Origin of the sequence: Achromobacter sp. UBA2119 (assembly GCF_002331005.1) — a bacterium.
Taxonomy (GTDB): domain Bacteria; phylum Pseudomonadota; class Gammaproteobacteria; order Burkholderiales; family Burkholderiaceae_B; genus Achromobacter; species Achromobacter animicus.
Genome location: NZ_DCYD01000019.1, coordinates 37,928 through 56,989 on the forward strand (window position 1 = coordinate 37,928; position 19,062 = coordinate 56,989).

Annotated in this window: 15 protein-coding genes and 1 pseudogene; 7 read left to right on the plus strand and 9 right to left on the minus strand. The window is 63.9% G+C overall.

All coding sequences use genetic code 11. From position 1 onward, the window contains the following. The first annotated feature begins 75 nt into the window (after window positions 1–75). On the plus strand, window positions 76–342 hold the full coding sequence (locus B3098_RS23675) for a hypothetical protein (protein ID WP_286899365.1): 267 nt from the start codon (window positions 76–78) through the stop codon (window positions 340–342). Here B3098_RS23675 and B3098_RS29080 read toward each other — a convergent pair. Both B3098_RS29080 and B3098_RS23685 read right to left on the minus strand, forming a co-directional pair. Beyond that, window positions 237–683: pseudogene (locus tag B3098_RS29080) on the minus strand (TonB-dependent receptor plug domain-containing protein); the annotation flags it as partial. The gene B3098_RS23675 and the pseudogene B3098_RS29080 sit on opposite strands and share 106 nt — an antisense overlap. Before the next feature lie 198 nt (window positions 684–881). Next, the gene (locus B3098_RS23685; RefSeq protein ID WP_286899367.1) at window positions 882–1,763 is read right to left on the minus strand and encodes a LysR family transcriptional regulator; all 882 of its coding nucleotides are present in this window, start codon (window positions 1,761–1,763) and stop codon (window positions 882–884) included. 103 nt (window positions 1,764–1,866) lie between these two features. Here B3098_RS23685 and B3098_RS23690 point away from each other — a divergent pair, with 103 nt between their 5' ends. Beyond that, the gene (locus B3098_RS23690; protein WP_286899369.1) at window positions 1,867–2,559 is read left to right on the plus strand and encodes an SDR family oxidoreductase; all 693 of its coding nucleotides are present in this window, start codon (window positions 1,867–1,869) and stop codon (window positions 2,557–2,559) included. 120 nt (window positions 2,560–2,679) lie between these two features. Here the strand turns inward: B3098_RS23690 and B3098_RS23695 are convergent, their stop codons facing one another. Then, window positions 2,680–3,318, minus strand: a complete 639-nt coding sequence (locus B3098_RS23695; RefSeq protein WP_286899370.1) for a DUF2625 family protein — start codon at window positions 3,316–3,318, stop codon at window positions 2,680–2,682. Window positions 3,319–3,576: 258 nt separating this feature from the next. Between B3098_RS23695 and B3098_RS23700 the strand changes: the two genes are divergently transcribed. Then, window positions 3,577–4,911 (plus strand): MFS transporter, encoded by a 1,335-nt coding sequence (locus B3098_RS23700; protein WP_286899372.1) that lies wholly within the window; start codon window positions 3,577–3,579, stop codon window positions 4,909–4,911. A 189-nt stretch (window positions 4,912–5,100) separates the two neighbouring features. Further along, window positions 5,101–5,841, plus strand: coding sequence for an SDR family oxidoreductase (locus tag B3098_RS23705; protein WP_286899375.1), 741 nt, complete (start codon window positions 5,101–5,103; stop codon window positions 5,839–5,841). Window positions 5,842–5,864: 23 nt separating this feature from the next. Here B3098_RS23705 and B3098_RS23710 read toward each other — a convergent pair whose 3' ends face one another. Next, window positions 5,865–7,778: a B12-binding domain-containing radical SAM protein gene (locus B3098_RS23710; RefSeq protein ID WP_218344029.1), complete on the minus strand. Its 1,914-nt coding sequence runs from the start codon at window positions 7,776–7,778 to the stop codon at window positions 5,865–5,867. Between the two features lie 79 nt (window positions 7,779–7,857). Continuing rightward, window positions 7,858–9,063, minus strand: a complete 1,206-nt coding sequence (locus B3098_RS23715) for an alpha/beta hydrolase family protein (RefSeq protein WP_286899377.1) — start codon at window positions 9,061–9,063, stop codon at window positions 7,858–7,860. A 251-nt stretch (window positions 9,064–9,314) separates the two neighbouring features. Between B3098_RS23715 and B3098_RS23720 the strand changes: the two genes are divergently transcribed. Genes B3098_RS23720 through B3098_RS23730 form a run of 3 tightly spaced genes read left to right on the plus strand, consistent with a single transcriptional unit; the run spans window position 9,315 to window position 12,179 of the window. Next, window positions 9,315–9,968 carry a hydrolase gene (locus B3098_RS23720; RefSeq protein ID WP_175136389.1) on the plus strand — a complete coding sequence of 218 codons (654 nt, stop codon included), beginning with the start codon at window positions 9,315–9,317 and terminating at the stop codon, window positions 9,966–9,968. Between the two features lie 11 nt (window positions 9,969–9,979). Continuing rightward, entirely contained in the window at window positions 9,980–10,279 is a 300-nt protein-coding gene (locus B3098_RS23725; protein ID WP_056561574.1) for a XapX domain-containing protein, read from the plus strand. Further along, window positions 10,272–12,179 (plus strand): amidohydrolase, encoded by a 1,908-nt coding sequence (locus B3098_RS23730; protein ID WP_175136388.1) that lies wholly within the window; start codon window positions 10,272–10,274, stop codon window positions 12,177–12,179. Before B3098_RS23725 ends, B3098_RS23730 begins: the two co-directional genes overlap by 8 nt. A 28-nt stretch (window positions 12,180–12,207) precedes the next feature. On the opposite strand, the gene B3098_RS23735 is transcribed toward B3098_RS23730, so the two are convergent. The 4 genes from B3098_RS23735 to B3098_RS23750 all read right to left on the minus strand — a co-directional run bounded on the left by B3098_RS23735 (window position 12,208) and on the right by B3098_RS23750 (window position 18,908). Continuing rightward, entirely contained in the window at window positions 12,208–13,218 is a 1,011-nt protein-coding gene (locus tag B3098_RS23735) for a Bug family tripartite tricarboxylate transporter substrate binding protein (RefSeq protein WP_279971071.1), read from the minus strand. 142 nt (window positions 13,219–13,360) lie between these two features. Then, the gene (locus B3098_RS23740; protein WP_286899381.1) at window positions 13,361–14,143 is read right to left on the minus strand and encodes a DUF6708 domain-containing protein; all 783 of its coding nucleotides are present in this window, start codon (window positions 14,141–14,143) and stop codon (window positions 13,361–13,363) included. Between the two features lie 20 nt (window positions 14,144–14,163). Continuing rightward, window positions 14,164–17,439, minus strand: coding sequence for a T6SS effector BTH_I2691 family protein (locus tag B3098_RS23745; RefSeq protein ID WP_286899383.1), 3,276 nt, complete (start codon window positions 17,437–17,439; stop codon window positions 14,164–14,166). Between the two features lie 359 nt (window positions 17,440–17,798). Further along, on the minus strand, window positions 17,799–18,908 hold the full coding sequence (locus tag B3098_RS23750) for a cyclic nucleotide-binding domain-containing protein (protein ID WP_279971072.1): 1,110 nt from the start codon (window positions 18,906–18,908) through the stop codon (window positions 17,799–17,801). Window positions 18,909–19,062: the final 154 nt, after the last annotated feature.

The window sequence follows — 19,062 nt, forward strand, 5'->3', positions numbered from 1 at the left end:
GCGCCGTCGCTGAACGAACCGTTGACGCGCGCGCCCCATTCGTTGCGGGTCCCAAAGCGCCGGCCCGCGTCAATCGTGGTGCCCAGTTGCCCATCGGACAGCCAGCCCACGCCGAACGTGGCCGTGGGCGTGTCGGTCGCGCGCTTGGTGACCAGATTGACCGTTCCGCCCACCGCGCCGCTGGGCGCCATGCCGCTGAACAGCGCGTTGGGTCCCTTCAGCACTTCAACCCGCTCGACGAATTCCACGGGCGTGCGGCCCATTGGCGCCAGGCCGTACATGCCGTTGATGGCCACGTCGTTCTGGTTGACGTCGAAACCCCGGATGCGGAAGTTCTCGTAGGCGTGGCCGCTGGAGGTCGTGAAGCGCACGGACGGATCGTTCGCCATGACGTCGGCCAGCGTGCGCGCCTGCTGGTTCTTGATGAGTTCGGACGTATAGCTGGTGACGTTGAACGGCGTGTCCATGACGGACTGGTTTCCCATCAGACCGAGCCGCGCGCCTTCTGCGACCTGGCCCCCGGCATAGACCGGCGGCAGGTCCCCGTCGCCCAAGGCGCCCGCCGTCACGGTGACCGGCTGCAACGTAGTCGCCTGCTGCGCGTCCTGCGCGTACGCCGCGTGCAACGGCAACATCAGGGTGAGCGCCACGCCAGGGGCGATTCGCGCTACCCGCGAATCCATCAAAAACAATTTTTCCTCAGACACTTTCCACGCCCTCAAGTTCAATGCAAATGAGAATGATAGGCGCTTATCTTACGAAAAATATCGTTAACACGGCAGTGGTCAACCCGGCGCAGGCGAAGAATTTGCGCTGGCGCAAACGATTCGATGTGGACCTGTTTTAATTCCGCCACACGTCCTGCGCTCGCGCGGATGACGCTACGCAAGCGACTGCAGCTGATCCGCCATGAATTCGATGAACAGCCGCGCCCGCATGGGCGCGTGGCGGCCGAAAGCGTGCAGCACGGACACCGGCACGCGGGGCAATTGCGCCTCGGGCAGCACCTCGGTGAGCCGCCCGGCCGCAAGGTCCTCCGCGACTGCCAGCCGCAGGATCTGAATGATGCCCAGGCCGCCCAACGCGGCCGCGCGCAGCGCCGTGCCGTCGTCGGTGTCGAACACGCCCTCCGGGCGGACCACCTCCCCCGATGCGAACGTGATGGGAAAAGGGCTTCCGGCCAGCAGATATCGCACGTGCGCGTGGCGCGGCAGATCACCGATGCTGCGCGGAGTGCCACACCGCTTCAGATACGCAGGCGACGCCACCAGCGTCAGTGGCAGTTGCGCCAGTTGTCGCGCGTTCAGTTCCGAATCCGCGACACGGCCCGCGCGGATCGCAAGGTCGAATCCTTCGCGGATCAGGTCCACATGGCGGTCGGCAAGGCTCATTTCCAGCTTTAAGTCCGGGTGCGCGGGCAGGAAGCGGTTGACGATGGGCGTCATCAGCAAGCGCCCCAGGTCGCCGGGCGCTGTGATCCGCAGGCGCCCTTGCGCGGTCGCTGCCGGCTGCATGACCTCGCTGGCATCATCCAGCGCTCGCAGCAGCGGCGACACGCGCTCGTAGTAGGCCGCCCCCTCGGGTGTGAGCGACAGCACTCGCGTAGACCGCTGGAACAGCCGGATGCCGAAACGCCGCTCCAGCCGCGCGATGGCCTTGGACACGGCAGAAGGTGACGTGCCCAGGATCCGGCCGGCGCTGCTGAAGGAGCCGGCCTCGACGGCAGTGGCAAAGGCAACCAGCGCGGAAACGTCAGGCGGCATGTCCATTGATGACCTTGCGGAATAGGTGCTTGTACAAAGACCCCATATTTAACGCCTTTTGGAATAGATAAAGTGGGCTTTCCTTCATCTTTCTGGAAAAGCCATGACCCAACTACAGGGAAAAGTCGCCCTCATCACCGGGGGCAACAGCGGCATCGGGCTCGCTTCCGCCCTCGCCTTCGCCCACGCCGGCGCGCAGGTCGTCATCCTGGGCCGCCGGCAGGACGCGGTGGACGCAGCCGTGCGCGCCATCGGCCATGACGCGCTGGGTATCACGGGGGACGTGGCCGATCTGGACACGCACGAGCGCGTGGTCGCCGACGTCCGGCAACGCTTCGGCGGCCTGGACATCTACCTGGCCAACGCCGGCGTCGCCATTCTGGAGCCGTCGGCGCAGGTGTCCGTCGAACACTACGATCGTCAGTTCGCGACCAACACGCGCGGGGTGTTTTTTGGCGTGACCAAAGCCCTGCCCGTACTGAACGACGGCGCGTCCATCATCCTGGTCAGCTCGATTGCCAGCGCCAAGGTGCTGGAAGGCCATGCCGTCTATGCAGCAAGCAAGGCCGCCATCGAAGCCATGGCCCGCAGTTGGGCGCTGGAACTGAAGGCGCGGCGCATCCGCGTCAACGTCATCAGCCCCGGCCCGGTGGATACGCCCATCCTGGAAAAGCTGGGACTGCCCGCTGATCAGCGCGCGGGGCTGGACGACGCCATGGCCGCCGCCATTCCGCTGGGCCGGATGGGCCGCCCCGACGAACTGGCGCGCGCCGCGCTGTATCTGGCCAGTGACTAGAGCAGCTTTGTCACAGGCGCCAACCTGCGGCTGGACGGCGGGATGGCGCTGACGTAGGGCGCCGGCGCGCCGGGCGGGCTGTCAGCCGGCCGGGCCAATGCCCAACCTCAATGCCCAACCTCATTGCCCAACGTCAACGCCCAATGTCAGGGCGTAGTGTTCGGCGATATCGACCGCCTTGCGCGAACTGGCCGCCGGCGAGCCCTCCTGGGTCCACAGGAACGGATAGAACGAAAAGCACTGATCCGGGCCCAATGCCTTCACGTCGGCTTGCCATTCGGGCCAGCGCAACGCGGCATAGAAGTCCTCGATCCGTCCTGCCAGCATGGCTTGCAGGAAATCGGAGTAGCCCAGCTCCAGCGCCTCCCATTGCAGGTTGTCGGGCGCGCGGTAATAGAGCATGCCCGGATCATCGCCCAGCGCACCGCCGTTCAGCGCAAAGAAGCCGCCCGCTGCGTCGTCCGCCACAAGCAGGAAGCCATCCGCCCGCCCCGCGTTCCAGCCGGCCAGGTCGCGCGGTAGGCGCGGATGCCCGCTGCCCAGCACGCGAAGCCAGCCGCCATCAAGCAGCAGGCCGCCCGTGCCGTGCGCGATGGCTCCCATCAGGGACCGGGTCGTCACTTGCAACGCATACAGGACATCGTCGTTGCGTGGCGAAGGCGGCAGGATTTCACACTGAACAGCCGCACCGGCAATCCAATCATGGACGAGCGGCAAGGCCGGCTCGGTTTCGTTGATGAGTTCGTTCAAAGGTCGCATGGGGCGCGATGCTGACCGGTTCAGCCTGATCTGGCAAGCCAGCCGCAAGCGCCCAGGGGGCCCGCCAGACCGCCCACCAACAAGCGCTACAATCCGCGCCGGATTCCCGCCGAGCGTGCCCCGCGCCACCCGGCCCGCGCCCAAGCGCATGGCATTGCCCTCCCAAGCGAGGCGAACCATGACGCATTCCCCCAAACCCCATTGATCGTTTGTCCGGTCGCACCGGATGCTTTTGCTGTTCTGGAAATCGAGGATTTCATGTCTCGGCAGTTGTTGGGCCTGGTGCTCGGGCCCCTACTTGGCTTGTTCGTTGTCTGCATCGGCAACGCTTTCATCTCTTCCCTCACGACCCTGCAGTTGGACGCCGCCGGCGAATCGGCCACGGTGGTCGGCATCATTTCGTCGTCGTACTTCATCGGGCTGACCCTGGGCGCGATCTTCAATGACCGCCTGATCCTGCGCATCGGCCATATCCGCGCCTACAGCAGCTTTGCGTCGCTGATCGCCGTGACGGTGCTGCTGCAGGGCCTGATCTTCAATCGCGAGGCGTGGTTCGTGCTGCGCTTGATCAACGGATGGGCAAGCGTCGGCGTCTTTCTGGTGGTCGAGAGCTGGCTGCTACTGGCGGGCGATGCCAAGATGCGCGGCCGCCTGCTGGCGCTGTACATGATCGCGCTGTATGGCTCGGGCATGCTGGGCCAGCTGGAGCTGGGCGCGATCACGCGGCTGGGCGACATGGCGCCGTTCATGGTGGCGGGCCTGCTGGCGTCGCTGTCGGTGCTGCCGATGGTGATCATTCCGCGCGTATCTCCGCTGGTGGAACGTGTCGAGCCGCTGTTGCCGCAGCATCTGGCGCGCATGACGCCCACGGGCGTGATGGGTTGCTTTGGCTCGGGCGTGGCCATTGCCGCGGTCTACACGCTATTGCCGCTGTATCTGCAGCGCATCGGTCTGGACGTTGCCGAAGTCGGCAAGATGATGGGCGCGGTGATTCTGGGCGCCATGGTGCTGCAGTACCCGGTGGGACGCTGGTCGGATCTGCGAGACCGGCAGGTGGTGCTGATCGCGCTGGCCGTATTCTGCGCCGTGCTCAGCCTGCTGATCCTGATGCTGCCGCCGGGCTCGTCCTTCTTGATGCCGCTGCTGTTCCTGCTGGGCGGCGGCGTCTTTGCGATCTATCCGGTCGCCGTCAGCCACGCGGCCGACCGCGCGCCGGCCGACGCGCTGGTGCGCATGATTCAGGGGTTGCTGCTGATCAACTCGCTGGGATCGGCGCTGAGTCCGCTGGCGATCTCGCCCGTGATGGCGAAGTTTGGCGAAGCGGGTCTGTTCTGGTGCTTTGCGCTGTTGAACCTGGGGCTGGTCACCTTCTTCGTCTGGCGCCGCAACGAACGCCCGGCGCCCGCCCCCGTGGCGCCCTTCGCAGCCGCCGCGCAGATGTCGCCGGTGGGTGTGGAGCTGCGCGTGACCGAGGATCTGATCCAGGGCGCACTCGACCACGAAATGACCGAGGATTTGACCAATGCGGTACATGGCGCCGACGCCGCCGAGCCGGTGCTGAACACCGTGCCGGACGCGCCGCCGACGACCTGAGGGGCGGCATCAAGCGGCAGATTCCGCACGTTTTTGCGCCAGCACGGCGGGCCGGAACGCGCGCAAGCAGGGGAATCGTACCGGCGTGTATCCGTGATTTCTGCCGCACACACTGCGACTTGAAATCGGTGGTGCGCGGGCGCGGGCTCAGCGGGATGATGCAAGCACCTACTGAAAACGGTGCACATCATGGAACAAATCCCACCCCTTGAATCCCCCGCCGCGCTTGTGTTTGGCGGCTCCCGCGGCATCGGCGCCGCCATTGCCGCGAGGCTGGCGGAAGCCGGCTATGCGGTGGCGCTAACGTACGCCAGCCGCGCGGACAGCGCCAACGCGGTCGTCGCGTCCATCGAGGCCAGCGGCGGTCGCGCGCTGGCCATTGAAGCCGACAGCGCCGACCCGCAAGCCATCGCATGCGCAGTGGACACCGCCGTGCAACAGTTCGGGTCGCTGAGTGTCGCTGTCGTCAACGCCGGCATCTACCGCGCCAATCCGATCGGCGCAGTCCCGCTCGACGAGCTGGACCAGATGCTGGCAGTGAACGTGCGCGGCGTGTTTTTGGCCATCCAGGCGTCGGCCGCCAACATGCGCGACGGCGGACGGATCATCACCATCGGCAGCAACACCGCCATCCGGACCGGCTCGCCCGGCAGCAGCGTCTACGCCATGACCAAGGCCGCCGTCGCCGCGATGGTCAGCGGCGCGGCGCTGGACCTTGCACCACGCCGCATCACGGTCAACAACATCCAGCCGGGTCCCATCCAGACCGACCTGACGGCGCAATGGACGGCGCAGCTCATTCCCCGCATTCCGCTGGGGCGCATGGGCAAATCGACTGAAATCGCAGGGCTGGCGGCATTCCTGGCCGGGGCCGATGCAGGCTACATCACAGGCGCCAGCCTGACTGCGGATGGCGGCTTCGTGCTGTAACTACGCAAGCCAGGCCCGGACCACTACCCCCGCTGGCTCAGCGCGCGCGCAATCCGATGCCGCGCCACGGTCGTGCGCGGCACCTTGAACGGGAACCAGCTGCGCACGTCCTCTTCCAGGCCGATGCCGTGCATGAAGTTGTAGATGGCCTTCTTCAAGCCCTTGCCCAGCGCGTCGTGATCCACGCCCGTGGGATCGTGAAAGCCCACGTCGTTCTTGGCAAACGTGACGTCGGGCAAGGGTTTGAGCGTGATGCCGTATTCGTCCGGATTCAGGCCCACCGGCGAATGCACCGTACAGGCGAAGCGATGAAAGAACCCGCTCTGGATGCAGTCGTTTTCAAACAGCTGGCGCACGTACTCCAGCGCATCCACGGTGTCCTGCACGGTCTGCGTGGGGAAACCGTACATCAGATAGGCGTGCACCAGCACGCCGGCATCGCTGAACGCGCGCGTCACGCGCGCCACCTGGTCGATCGACACGCCTTTCTTCATCAGGTTCAGCAGCCGGTCCGACGCGACCTCCAGGCCGCCGGACACCGCGATGCAGCCGCTATCGGCCAGCAGTTCGCACAGTTCCGGGCTGAAGGTCTTTTCGAAGCGGATGTTGCCCCACCACGAAATGCCGGCGTTGCGCTCGATCAGCTCGGCCGCCAGCGCCTTCAACGCCTTGGGCGGCGCCGCTTCGTCGACGAAATGAAAGCCGGTCTGCCCGGTCTCGGCCACGATGGTCTGAATGCGATCGGCCAGCACGGATGCGGATGCGCCCTCGTAACGGCCGATATAGTCCAGCCCCACGTCGCAAAAGCTGCACTTCTTCCAGTAACAGCCGTGGGCGACGGTCAGCTTGTTCCAGCGGCCGTCGCTCCAGAGGCGGTTCATCGGGTTCAGCATGTCCAGCAGCGACAGGTAGCGATCCAGCGGCAGGCCGTCCCACGTGGGCGTGCCCACCTCGGCGAACGCGACGTCCGGTTCAACCAGGTTGACGTACCGCACCGCGCCGCTGTCCGCATCGCGCACAAACGTGCGCACCAGGCGCTGGCGCGACCGCTTGCCCTGCACGTGCTCAAGCAACGCCAGCAAGGGACGCTCGCCGGCATCCAGCGTGACGAAGTCGAAGTAATCGAACACGCGCGGGTCTTTCAATTCGCGCAGCTCGGTGTTGACGAAGCCGCCGCCCAGCACGGTGACGATGGTGGGGTCCTGCGCCTTGATGGCCTGCGCGATGCGAAAGGCTGCATACACCGCGCCCGGGAACGGCACCGACAGCAGAACCATCGTCGGCTTGTGACGCGCCAGCGCCGCATCCGTCAGTTCGCGCAGCGTCTCGTCCACCAGGTTCATCGGTGCAGCCAGCGCCTCTGCCAGCGGGTCGAACGTCGGCTGGCTGCCCGCAAGCGATTCGGCATAGCGCACGAACTCGAAGCGCGGGTCGATGGCGTCACGCAGCACATCTGCCAGGTCGTTCAAATACAGCGTGGCCAGATGCTTGGCCCGGTCCTGCAGGCCCAGCGCGCCAAACGCCCACGCCAGCGGATCGCCCCCATCCTCGTCCAGATAGACGTCCAGTGAGCTGAAGCGCGGGCCTTCCGGCAGATAGTTGCGCCCGGCAATGCGGTGCGCCAGCGTGGGATCGCGGCCTTGCAGAAAGCCGATCACCGGGCCGATGGTCGCCAGATAGCGCGCCTGCATGGCGACGAAGGCCTGGATCGGTTGCGTGTGTTTTTCAAGGGGCAGCGCGTCGATACGCTGCGCGACGGCGCGCAGGCCGTCGGCCGACAACAGGCGCAGCACCAGGGCAAGCGCCAGATCCTCCTGAAACGCGGTGACCTCGCGCGAACGCAGGAAGCCGGTCAGGTAAGCGGTGGACGGGTACGGGGTATTCAGCTGCGTCATCGGTGGAATCACCGACAGCACGCGCAAAGGCAAGGTCGACATGAGGCGCGGCAGGACTGCCGTCTTAAAAGCGGGGATCGGTGCAATTATAGGCAGCGCGGCGGGCGCGGCCCGGTCCGCCCTACAGCACGCCGTCCAGCCAGTCCAGCACGCGGCGATTCAACAGCGAGCGGTTCGCGGATTCGCAGTGATCCCCCGCGCCCTCCTGCGCGGTGAAGCGCAGCAGCGTTTTGGGGCAGCGCAACTCGTCGAAGAACTGCAGCGTGCCAGCCGCCAACGGGTCGTTTTCGGCCAGCGTCATGAGCGTCGGGCACGTAATCTGGTCGACCCGGCCCTCCAGGGTGAACGGCTCGATTGCTCGCAGGTAGTCACGCAGATTGTCCACGCCGTGCACCCAGAAGCCGCGCTGCACCACCTTCCACGTCAGCACGGGGCTGCCCGTGACGAACTGCCAGAGGCGGTCCATCACGGCTTGGTCCACTTCACCCAGGTTCTGCGCGCTTTCCTGGCTGGCGCCCAGCTTGATGGCCAACGGCCGGAACGAGCCCGCGAGGCTACGTTGGCCCGGGTCCGCAATGCAGGCCGCCAGCCGGGGTTCGCCGGACGCCGCGCGTGGCGCCAGGTGGCCGCCCAGGCTCCAGCCGCTAAGTGCGATGCGTTTGGGGTCCACGATAGGCAGCGTGATCGCGTAGTCCACCACGGCGCCCACCACCGTCTCCCAATCGGGCCGCATTGTCACGCCCTGTTCGTACAGCATGCCGCCCTGCCCTGGCCCGTCAAACACCAGGGCGTGATAACCCCGGCGCGACGCGGCCACGGCGCTTGCAAAATACATATCCGTCACCGTGGCGTCATAACCGTTGGTGAAGATGACGAGCGGCCTGACGTCGGTGTGGTGGTCGACGGCCGGAATCAGATAGGCCGGCATGCTCGCGCCGTCCAGCGGGATACCCACGGGCATGACGGGATGCGCAGACAGCGCGAGGCCTCGGTCGAAAGCCGCGATCTGCTTGCGATAAGCCGTCAGCAACCGTGCATCCGTCGGCGCGCCATATAGCGGCCGGTAAGCCGTGCAATAGAAGGCGCTGGCTCGAAAGTGCAGTTCACGCGCGCTGGCGACAAGGTTGCGGCGTTCGGCGTCTTGCGCCTCGGCGGTCAACCGATCACCCGCCGCCATCCAGGCCTCAAAGAATGCGGTGTCGTCCCCGTCGCCCACCGCCCGGCCCACCGCCAGCATTTCCCCCAGATCGGCACCGCCATAGGGTATGTAGGCGGCCGGCCGCATGCCGAAGTCGTCGTGCAGGTCGTTCTGGAAAGCCATGCCCATGGGATTCTCCGAAAAGGAAATGTTGCGACGCGCCGGGACTGAAGCAGCGTAACCGAGCGACGCGCCCGTGGCGATACACCGTTTCGGCAATGCGTTTCGCCGATGCGCCCGGCCTATGCAGACCGTCTTTGCCGAAATGATCGCCAGCCGCGATCACAATCTTCAAACCGGCGGACTATCGTTCAATACGGCCCGCCGGGCGGCTGGCACATTGCCGGAGTCCCAAACCCCGGCCACCGAAGGAATCACCCGTGCCTGTCATTGCGACCCCCGCCCCCGGCGCCAAGCTGCTGTCCCCACACGATCACACGCTGATCATGATCGACTTCCAGTCGCAGATGGCGTTCGCCACCCATTCCATCGACGCCGTCACGCTGCGCAGCAACGCCGCGTTGGTGGCCCATGCGGCCGCCGGGTTCGGCGTGTCCACGATCCTGACGACGGTTGCCGAAAAAAGCTTCTCCGGCCCCATGTTCGAGGAAGTCACCGCCCCGTTCCCCGGCCGGCCGCTGCTGGACCGCACGTCCATGAACACCTGGGAAGACGCCGCCGTCATCAAGCAGGTCAATGAAATCGGCAAGAAGCGCATCGTGCTGGCCGGGCTGTGGACCAGCGTGTGCATCGTCGGTCCGGCCCTGTCGGCGCTGGATCAGGGCTTTGAAGTCTATGTGATCACCGACGCCTGCGGCGACGTGTCCGCCGAAGCCCATAACCGTGCCATTGAGCGTATCGTTCAGGCAGGCGGCCAGCCGGTCACCGCGTTGCAGTACCTGCTGGAATTGCAGCGCGACTGGGCCCGCATCGACACCTACGACATGACGACCGGCATTGCCCGGAAGTTCGGCGGCGCCTATGGCCTGGGCATCATCTACGCCAAGTCCATGTTCAACGCCCACGAAGGCTGACAGGAGCGCCAATGAAGGTCTACCTCGTTTCCTTGGGTCTCGGCCTGTTGGTCGGTATCATCTACGCCCTGTTCAATGTGCGATCGCCGGCGCCACCGGTGATCGCGCTGGTTGGCCTGCTGGGCATCCTGGCTGGGGAACAGATTCCCCCGCTGGTCAAGCGCCTGCTGGCGGACGAGCCCACCCGCACGTCCTTCATCCATGAACAGGTAAAACCGCATATGTTCGGCGAATTGCCCAGCTGCCCCAAGGCGTCCGCCGACACCGCCCAACAACCCGCCGATGCATGTGGAGACAAGCGCAATGGCTGACACCCTGGATCCCGCGCGCCAAGGCGCCCCCGACCTCATCCTGCATCAGGGCCGTTTCACGACCCTGGACCCCGCCAACCCCGTCGCCGACGCGGTTGCCATCAAGGATGGCCGTTTCACGCGTGTGGGCGCCGCCAGCGACATCCTGCCCCTGGCCGGCCCGGCCACCCGCGTCATCGCACTGAACGGACGGGGCGTATTGCCCGGCCTGATCGACAATCACCTGCACATCATCCGCGGCGGCCTGAACTACAACATGGAACTGCGCTGGGACGGCGTGACCAGCCTGGCCGACGCCATGGCCATGCTGCGTCGCCAGGTCGCCATCACGCCCGCTCCGCAATGGGTGCGCGTGGTCGGCGGCTTCACCGAACACCAGTTCGCGGAAAAACGCCTGCCCACCATCGAGGAATTGAACGCGGTGGCGCCCGATACGCCCGTGTTCATCCTGCACCTGTACGACCGCGCCCTGCTCAACGCCGCCGCCCTGCGTGCGGTCGGCTACGACAAGAACACGCCCGCGCCGCCCGGCGGCGAAATCGTCCGGGATTCGGCCGGCAACCCAACCGGGCTGCTGCTTGCCAAGCCCAACGCATCGATCCTGTACGCCACGCTGGCCAAGGGGCCCAAGCTGCCCTTCGAATATCAGGTCAATTCCACGCGCCACTTCATGCGCGACCTGAACCGCCTGGGCGTCACAGGCGCCATCGATGCGGGCGGTGGCAACCAGAACTACCCCGAGGACTACCAGGTCATCCAGCAACTGGCCGACGCCGGTCAACTGACGATCCGCCTGGCCTACAACCTTTTCACTCAGAAGCCCAAGCAGGAAAAGGAAGACTTCCTGAACTGGACGGCCACCTCACAGTACAAGCAAGGCACCGACTACTTCCGCCACAACGGCGCAGGCGAAATGCTGGTGTTTTCGGCGGCCGACTTCGAAGATTTCCGCCAGCCGCGCCCCGAGATGGGTCCCGAAATGGAAGGCGATCTCGAGGAAGTCGTGCGCATCCTGGCGCAGAACCGCTGGCCCTGGCGCATGCACGCCACCTATGACGAGACCATCTCGCGCTCGCTCGACGTGTTCGAACGCGTGAACAAGGACGTTCCGCTGGCCGGGCTGAACTGGTTCTTCGACCACGCCGAGACGATTTCCGAGCGTTCCATCGACCGCATCGCCGCGCTCGGCGGCGGTGTGGCCGTGCAGCATCGCATGGCCTACCAGGGCGAATACTTTGTCGAGCGCTACGGCGCCGGTGCCGCCGAGGCCACGCCGCCCGTCAAGCGCATGCTTGAAAAAGGCGTCAACGTGTCGGCGGGCACCGATGCCACCCGCGTCGCCTCATACAACCCGTGGGTGTCGCTGTCGTGGCTCATCACGGGCAAGACGGTGGGCGGCCTGCGGCTGACCCCGCAGCGCAACTGCCTGGACCGCGACGCCGCCCTGCGCATGTGGACCGAGAACGTCACCTGGTTCTCGAACGAACAGGGCAAAAAGGGCCGTATCGCCGTCGGCCAGCTTGCCGATCTGATCGTGCCCGATCGCGACTTCTTCTCGTGCCCCGAATCCGACATCGCCGACACCAGCAGCCTGCTGACCGTCGTGGGCGGCAAGGTGGTCTGGGGCGCAGGCGAGTTTTCCGAACACGACGAGGCCGCCCCGCCGCCCGCCATGCCCGACTGGTCGCCCACGCGCCTGTTCGGCGGTTACGGCGCCTGGGGCGACAGCGAGGGCAAGCCTTTGCAGGCCTCCCTGCGCGAGGCGGCCGCTGCCTGCGCGTGCGCCAACGACTGCAATGTCCACGGCCACCAGCACGCCGGGGCCTGGGCCAGCAAGCTGCCCGTTTCCGACCTGAAGGGTTTCTGGGGCGCGCTCGGCTGCGCCTGCTGGGCCGTCTGAGGATGCATTGCGCGGCCGGGGCTTCCCGTCAGTTGACGGTGATGCCCCCCTCGCGAATGACCTTTGCCCACTGCTCGATCTCGGCGTTCAGCCGGGCCTTGGACGCTTCCACATCCAGCGCGTCAGCGTAAACGCCTTGCTGCAGCAGTTGGGCCTTGGCATCGTCCTTGGCCAGCGCCGTGGTCAGCGCCTTGTTGATCTTGGCCACGATAGGAGCCGGCGTGCCCGCCGGCGCCATCACGCCAAAGAGCGAACTGACGTTGAAGCCGCTGAACCCTTGCTCCTCGGCAGTGGGAATATCCGGCAGCATCGAAACGCGCTGCGGCGTCAGCACGGCCAACGGACGCAACTGGCCTGATTTGATGAACGAGATTGCAGCAGGAACCGTCTCGGTCATCGTCTCGACCTGTCCTCCGACCAGATCGGTCATGGCCGGACCGCTGCCGCGATAGGCCACGTGCACGATGTTGACACCCGCGATCTGCTTGAACAGCTCCATTGCCATGCGCTGCGGCGCGCCCGCGCCCGACGAGGCGAAGTTGAGCTTTCCCGGATTCGCCTTGGCGTAGGTCACCAGTTCGGACAGCGATTTGATCGGCAGCTTGGGATTGACCACGGCCACCAGCGGCACGAAACCCACCACGCCGGCGGGCGCGAAGTCCTTGCGCAGGTCGTATGGGATCGAGTCCTTCTCCAGGGTCGCCATGACCGAGTGCGAAGTCAGCGCGCCCATCAGGAGCGTGTAGCCGTCGGGCTGAGCCCGGGCCACCTCGGCAGCGCCGATGTTTCCGCCAGCGCCGCCCCGGTTCTCTATCACAACCTGGCCGCCGATCTCATCGCTCAGGCGCTGGCCCACGATGCGTCCGATAACGTCGGTTGCGCCTCCCGGCGGGTAAGGAATGATCAGGCGGATGGGTTTGCTGGGATAGCTGTCGGCAGCCTGCGCGGAGGCAAGGCTGGGGACGGCGAATGCGGCAGCTGCGATGAAGGCTGCAGCGACGATGTTGACGCGCTTGCGCGCGGCATGCGTACAGATCATGGTTGTCTCCCGATGCGTTCCTATGGCTGGAAAGCTTTAGACGCATGTTCGCAAACTCTCGCCTGCGCAAAGAGAAAAAACTTTATGGTCTGTCCACAAAATCCTTGCGGGTCTTAGGGCATTTGGATGAGGGAAAGGCGATTCAGGGTGGGGTGCGCGACTCGAGATCCATATCAGCCGGCCATTGGACTTTGGGCGCTAAACGCAAGGCCAAGTGGTAGGACGGCACATCGTTGTTCCAATCACGAGGCGGATTTGGATACTGGGGTAACGCCTCCGGCCCCTGGTTCATGAAAGCGCGCGCCATGGCCCACATGTGTTCGCCGTTGGCATTGCTGCCGGCTAATTGGAAGCGGTCAGTGACGTGATTGGTGCCCGGCGCCACCACGGCGATATCCACGCCCCACGCGAAGATCGGCACACCGCTAGGACTTGGCGCCATGCGGCCCCATGCTTCGGCTCGTAGGTCTTTCCAGTCGAAAGCCTCCGGGCGAACACCCCAACCCTTTCGACTGATCGGTCCGGCGCTGTGAAATCGGTACACGTAAACTTTGCCTCGCTTGCGGTTGAAACGGATGGGCTCGTCTCGAGGGGCGGCTATACCTGTGCGTAACATGCCTATTCCCAGGACGAAACTGACCATTATTGCTCCCAATAAAAAGACATAAGCCAATGGATTTGATTTAAATGCATATGCTCCGTCTGCAAGCTCAAGCGACAACAATACGAGCATTAGAAACGCGATCGTGAGAATAAAGATGCCACAAGCGCAAACCACCGTTCGATTCAATATTTTGGCGGTATGCAACTCAAGGTAGATTTCGTCCACGTGATTGGGTGCGACGCCGATTGGATGAAAAATATGATCCGGTGGTGCCCATGGAAGCGGAAGATCAGCTTTCCATCCAGCAGTCGGAATGTCCAAGAGAGCTTTCGGAGACGTTGTCATTTGGCCTCCGAAACGTCCACGATTGCGATCATCTCTGAGTCGTGAATGTTTGGTAGGTACTCTAGAACGATTCGTGCCTCATCGATATCGTGACTAACTTTGAGTTCGATCGAGCCTTCCACAATAAGGAAGGTTTCCTTTCCTTCCTCTACTGCAGTAACCGTGCGCTCGCGGCTAGTCGGCGCATTACTTTCAGGCACATAATCCAGCCGCTGTAGCGGGATGCTATGTTCACTTGACTTGAGATCACCGAGTGGGTGCATACCGGACGCCATAATCTGCTCGCCGGAATACCGCTTTACGATAAGTCGCCACTTAAAGGCTACGCGGGAGACATCGTAGCGAGGCATGACTATTTGATATTGCAATTGCGGTATAACCGCCGGCCCTCCCTCGGCCCCACCCATGGCGGCAGCCTTCCCTTCGTAGTGGACGGCTCGCACTATAGAACCAAACACCACCTGCGCATCGACCCCAAGAACCGCCGCATTCAATGCGGAAACTGCGGAATTCGCGTCGTCAAACTTATCACTCTCCGATAGTCCAAAGTAACTACGATACGCCCATAGTTCTAAGGGAGACGACTCAGCCTCCCCACCAAGCTGCAGAAAGACAAACGCACTAATTCCAGCAAGAATTGCCCACCCGACAGGCCCAAGCACCCAGGTGGCACTCAATATTGTCGTCGAGGCGGAATAGAGGGCGTACACTGCAAAGCCCGCGCTTGTGACGGATAATCCTGCAGCACCGAAGTACCAAGATCTTGCTGATTTACCGCCAGCATCACCGGCACGACCAGCTGCAGCTAAAGCCGCAACAGCGTCAACAGCCCCAGACACCGCGCCAAGTATTCCCCCAAAGCGCGCCAGTGCTTTCCCAGCGTCCGCGAGCTGACTGATGGCACCGACACTCGACGCATGCGCGCGGAGAACTTTCCTCGCTTGCTCAGCGCTGGCCCTCATCGTCATTCCCGCCACCTCAATACTTCCCCCCAACACCCCGATTGAGGCCGAGTACACCGCCAGCACGGCTTCCTCGTGTTTGGCTCCGAAAGTGGCATCCACGGCTTCAACCGATTTGCGCAAACCCTGCGATAGTAGGTACGTGCCGCCAACGGCAATTAGCAATTCAGCGCTCCCGACCGTTCCGCGGGCGATGGCTGCAGCACTCCGCGCGCCTCTCAATCCGGTCCGCGCGAACTCGGCAGCCCGCAACGCGCTAAGCTGAACACCAGCTAACACCTTGCGCGCCCCCGGCTCCAGCGTGCCGGCGAGCACCTTGAGTTCGCTTAGCGCTTCGCCAGCCCGGCTCGTAGCGTCTCCGATAACCTCCCCTGCTTGCTGGGTGACATCCTTGACGACGTCGCCAAAGCGCTTTCGCAAGTCATTGGCGTTACCTTCGACCCACAACACCACTTCAACCATCTGTTCCGCGAGTTTCGGATCGCTTAGGGCCAGACTGAGGACGCCCGCTGTCAGCACCGACCGCACCTGCTTGTGCACCTTTCCGGTCGCCTGCGCGATGGCGGCCGAAAGCCTGTCGAGGTCTTCCCCGATCTGCTTGCACATCAATGCGTAAAACTCGCCCAGCTTCATCTGAACGGCGACCTGGGTCATGTACGTCCGCGAATACAGCAAGAGCGATGCGCTGTTCACGCGCGTGGCGACGTTTCGCACGCCGGCATCAACCTTCAGTTCCAGTCGGCTCACCGCACTGTTGTAAGCGGCCAGCACACTGGCGATCGCGTCCTGAACGTTAGGCCAGATGAGTTTGTCGCCCAGGTCGCTACTGGTAATGATTTTGGTGATCGGGGCGTAGAGCTTGCCGAAGTCGTTCCAATCCAGCTCGCCCTGATTGCTGAACGTGGGAACCAGGCTTTGCATCAGGTCTTTGTCGAGCGCGAACAGGGTTTTGAAGACGATGCTCTGACCATCCGTTATCCAGGCTTCCCAGGCGCGCGCCGACGGCCCAGTGACCGGTTGAATATTGCCCTCGGAATCTGGTTTAGGCGTTGCTTCGGTGATGCCGCCGCTCAGGCACAGCTCCATCGTGCGGATGTAACCCATTACTGAATACGCACTTTGCGCATCGTAGTCATACTGCTCCGCCACACGGAACATCGGGTTAATGAGGATCTGGTCTGTGTAGAGTTCGGCCAGCCTATCCACTTGCGTCTGCAACCGCGCCTTGTGCGCTTCGAACGACCGCTCCCAACTGGCGCGCGCGGCTTCGTCATATCGCTCATCAAGGCGCGCAAGCAGCTTCCCTGCCTTGTGCTCGACCTGTTCGGCTCGCTCGCGAGCGGGGTCGCCGAAAACCGGCGGCCCCGCCGTTCCACTGTGGTAAGCATAGGGACTGTGGGCAATGGCGTTGTCCGCGGCCACCTTGCAGAGTTCACGCAGGCGCTTCAGGCTTTCGGACGTGAAGAATTTGTAGTTGTTGAGCGGGTCTGCCTCATAAGCCTGCCGCTCCCTTAGCCAACCCAGGCGCTGATGATTGATTTCCTGGACCATCCCGACCGGGTCCGGCAGGACCAACGCCAACACGCCATTCGGCAATTGCTCGCGCTGTGTCTGAGTCCGGACGAAACCTTCAAGCGCGTTCAAGCGATGATTGCGCGAGCAAAATCCGTGCACGCTGACAAAATCGCCGATCGTGGGCGTAGCGTATTCCAGCACGTGCTGATCGACCTGAAGGCTCTGCTCCGTCATTGCGATGCCTACACTCGCGGGATCGTTCCGCGCGGTCTGCAAGTCAAGCTCGTAAAACCTGATGGCCATTGGCGACTTTTCGCCCGCGAAACTGTGGAGATAGCGATTCAATACGCTGTCGGACCACGGATCGCTGGAGAACGCTATCCATGCGGTCTTGAACAGTTTGGTGTCGATGTTGATGAACGAAGCGGGAACGTCGTGGTCCTGGTGAATGCATCTTTCGCTCAGCGGCTCTGGGGCTGCCCGCGGCATGGAAAATGGGTTGAACTGACGCAGCGCCACTTCGGGCGTCACCTGATAGGCCTGCCACTCTCGCTTGTCGAGCAGCACATAGAGATACCCTTCACGCAGCGTACGCGGCTGATCGAACCGCATCGGTACGGCAGCCAGATCGCCACCGCCGGCAAGCGGCCGCTTGGATGTGGCAGTGGGCGTGGGCGCATAGGCCGCTCGCAATGGCAGAATCGGCAGGCCAGTGCGTTCGCAGGCGTTACATGTGCCCGTAGGATTGGGGACAGCATGGCGCATCGCCCAGCCCAAAGTCGTGCTGATGCTCATAAGTTCCTTTTCTTGGCGCAGTGAGGCAGTAATCGGTGATGACCTATCGCCTCAGTGCAAACGCTGTGCCAACTTGGAAGCGCCTTTTTCGTTGTTCTTTCTTATCAACCACTTACGCGTTCCTCATCGCCAAACTTGGCGATCCCAACGTCGCGGAAGCAGCGAAAGTGTTTTTATCAACGGAAGTTCGGGCCGTTTGTGGCCCGAAATTCTTTAATGGTTTGAAAACAAACAAAAAAAAACGGGCCAATTTCGGCCCGATTGAGCCAACGTTGGCCCGATCATCCATCTCGACACGGGCCGCAGCTCGGCTCTGCCGCACGCTTTGTCATCTTGGGGGAAGTCGATCCACCCCGCCTTCAATGCGCCGACGCATCCAAAAACCGATGCACCACCCGCACCGCAGCCGCGCCCTCGGCGATGCTCGCCAGCACATGTTTCACCGACCCGGCACGCGCCGCTCCCACCGCAAACACACCCGGCTGCGAGCTTTCATAATCCCTGGCCTGCATCGATCCCGCGGCGGCACGACCCGTATGGATGCAGCCCTGGTCGTCCGTGTCCAACCACCCGTCCAGCCATGCGGTGTTGGCCTGATCGGTCACCGTTTCCGCATCGCCCTGCATGCCGGTCGCAACGATGAGGCTGCGCGCCTCGACGAGCCGGCCGTCGTCCAGCCACACCCGATAGGGATAACAGCCGCCGTCGAAGCGGCTGACCGTGCGCAGCGGCAGGACCTGCGCGCCGAAGCGCCTGCTCTGGTCCTCGGCGCGGCGCAGCAGCGGGCCCTCGCATAATCCGGTGATCGTGCCGGGGAAGCCCTTCAACACGTCCACCCCGGGCGCGTCGCCACAGGAGAGCGAGCCGCCCACCAGCAATGTCTGCAGCCCCTCGGAGGCGGCATAGGCGGCGGCGGCCAATCCAGCCGGTCCGCCCCCGATCACGGCCAGGTCCATGACGGGATCTTCCTGCGCGCTTTCCCCCACTGAGCGCAGAATGGCGCCCCCATACGGCCGGCGCCGTAGATACCCGATGCGGCGCAGCATGAACGCGCGCAGGATGATTTCTGCCAGCGGCCGCTCCGCCAGAATCATCGTTTCAAGCGCTGCGCGGCTCAGCCGCAACAGGCGGCTGGGGGTATTGGCGCGCACCGTGACCGCATTCGGCCGGTCGGTGAAGAGGTCCAGGCTGCCCGTGAATTCGCCGTCACGATGGACAAGCAGACTGCGCATGGCGCCGCCAGCGTCGGCTTCCAACACTTCGGCATAGCCCTGGAGCAGGATGTAGAACGCGGCTTCGCGATCACCGCTGTTGAGCAGCACGCGGCCCGGCTCGGCCGACATCTCCTCGCCATAGGCGGCCGCGCGCTCGATCAGCGCGCGCGGCAGCATCGGAAACGCCTGCGCATGCAAGGCGGCCAAATCGGGCGGCAGGTTGGCCGGCGCGGGGCCGGCGGCAAGAACACTCATGGAACGCTTTCGGAACATCGGGGACAGAGGGAAGGCATTCCATCACGGTAACGCCATGGCGCGGGCACGTCTTGCCCACTTGCGTCCTGCTTTGCACGAAAGAGCAACGCGCGCGTCCTCGGCAACGAAGCTGTTCCAGCCGGGCTGCCGGCCG